At 42.0% G+C, this 2,496-nt stretch carries 1 protein-coding gene; it reads left to right on the top strand.

Going from position 1 to position 2,496, the window contains the following annotated elements:
- Positions 1 to 573 precede the first annotated feature (573 nt).
- Entirely contained in the window at positions 574 to 2,382 is a 1,809-nt protein-coding gene (locus HMPREF9441_RS09340; protein ID WP_008620487.1) for a reverse transcriptase/maturase family protein, read from the top strand.
- Positions 2,383 to 2,496: the final 114 nt, after the last annotated feature.

Below are 2,496 nucleotides of genomic sequence, written 5' to 3'. Positions count from 1 at the left end.
GTGCGCCCAGAATGGTCGCTTAATAAATACTTCTTTAGCAAGAAGTTAGGATTGGGTTCGATATAATCCTATCGTCAATCAGTTTATCCAAAGGGGAAACCCAATGGGGAGTGTAGCATACTGATTAAAGCTCCAAGTCCACTAATAGTCAAGTGGCGACTGAGGGGCAAGACGAAAAGACATACATAAGGATGAAGCCTTGATTGGTTGAACGATAGTTCGGTGGTACCAAATCTTGCAACAACGGAAGACTATTATATATACGTTGTTTCATAGTACTCTGCCTATTTTGAGCGTTAGTGCAGAGCATAAAGAACCGACTATGACACAGCCGCAATAAGCGGACAAGAACGAAAGTCGCATCCGACAGTATGTCGTGCTAATAGTTATTAAGAGAACTAACTGGGGATTACCTAAGTCGGAACGCTGGAATAAACAGCTATAAAGAAAGCTTTTGAATATCCGATATGGTAACGGAACTTCCATAGTAGTCCGAGCAGGGGAAAGCCTTGTACATGGCGAAGGGAAGTAGTCTGTAACTTTAATACAAACAACGGAAAACGTGAGAGACGTATGAGAAATCCAGAGCAAGTATTAAACATTTTAGCTGGACACAGCAACGAGCCTGAGTATAAATACGAAAGGCTCTACCGTATTCTATTCAATGAACAGATGTTCTTTGTCGCTTACCAACGTATGTATGCGAAGCCGGGAAACATGACGCCCGGCACAGATGGCAAAACAGAGGATGAAATGAGCATGGATAGGATAAACAAACTCATAGAGAGTATAAAGGATGAGACTTATAGTCCCAATCCTGCAAAGAGAATTTACATTCCGAAAAAGAATGGGAAGATGCGTCCGTTAGGGATACCGTCTTTTGAAGACAAATTGGTTCAAGAGGTAGTAAGAATGGTACTTGAAGCCATATACGAGGGACACTTTGAGTGGACATCGCACGGTTTCAGACCAAACCGAAGCTGCCACACGGCACTGAAAAGTCTACAAAACAATTTCAACGGTGCAAAATGGTTCATTGAGGGAGATATAAAAGGCTTCTTTGACAACATAGACCATGATGTGCTGATAGAAATAATGAAAGGTAGAATAGCAGATGACAGATTTCTTCGTCTGACACGGAAATTCCTCAACGCGGGGTACATGGAAGAGTGGCAATTCAACAAGACTTATTCAGGGACACCGCAAGGTGGTATCATAAGCCCTATTTTGGCAAATATATACCTTGACAAGTTCGATAAGTACATGAATGAATATGCCAACAAATTCAATAAAGGGACAGTAAGAAGCCGCAACAAGGATATTTGCAAACTCAACAGCAGAGTACACTATCTAAAACGTAGGATAAACGAAGTGAAGGATGCAAACGAAAGAACAAGAATGGTAGAAGAACTGCACGAAAAGCAGAAACGGATACTAACAATGCCGAGTGGCAACGATATGGATAGAAATTTTCGCAGACTGAGATATGTGCGCTACGCCGATGATTTCCTAATCGGGGTTATCGGAACGAAAAACGAATGTGAGACAATCAAAGCTGACATCACTAAGTTTATGCAGGAAAAGTTAAGGCTGGAGATGTCACAGGAAAAGACTTTGATTACAAACGCACAAGACAGCGCAAAATTTTTGGGTTACGAAATATATGTCCGTAAAGACTATGCCACAAAGAGAAACAGTAACGGAACAGTGCGCAGACACTTCAACGGGAATGTGATACTGCACGTTTCAAGAGAAATTATCAAGAATAAACTGCTCAGCCTCGAAGCCATGAAAGTTGTCACCAAACACGGCAAGGAAACATGGGTGTCAAAAGGCAGGACTTATATGATTGACAATGAAGCGCACGAGATTGTATCTCAGTTTAATACCGAAATACGAGGGTTCTACAACTATTACTCAATAGCAAACAATGCATCGGCTTTGGGACGCTCTTTCGGCTGTATTATGAAGTTCTCCATGTACAAAACTCTTGCTCAAAAGCTGAATATGTCAGTAAGAAAAGTCATTGAAACATATCGCAAGGATAATCTCTTTGCCGTGCCTTTTGTAAACAAGGGAAGAGAAACCAAGTACAGGGTATTCTACAATGAGGGCTACGCCCGTAAAACGGATTGTGAAACAGCCCCAAGTGACAATCTGCCGTATATGTTCAAAACACCATCGTTGAGTTTGATAGAAAGGCTTACAACAAAAACGTGCGAACTATGTGGCAAGCACGGAGAAGTGGTAATGCACCATGTCCGCACTCTCAAAGAGTTAAAAGGTAAAAATGACTGGGAACGCAAAATGCTCTATATGCACAGAAAGACTTTGGTCGTTTGTGCGGAATGCAACACAAAAATCCAGAGCTGTGATAAGTAAAAATGATGTTACAGATGGAGAGCCGTATACATGGAGACGTGTAAGTACGGTTCGGGGGCAGGCAAACGAAAACCTACCGCTGTAAAGCGGAAAGGCGTTGTTTGCCGAGCCTAC

Source organism: Paraprevotella clara YIT 11840 (assembly GCF_000233955.1).
Taxonomy (GTDB): domain Bacteria; phylum Bacteroidota; class Bacteroidia; order Bacteroidales; family Bacteroidaceae; genus Paraprevotella; species Paraprevotella clara.
Note: the sequence above shows the minus strand (reverse complement) of the source record. Positions and strands in the feature narration are given on the sequence as shown.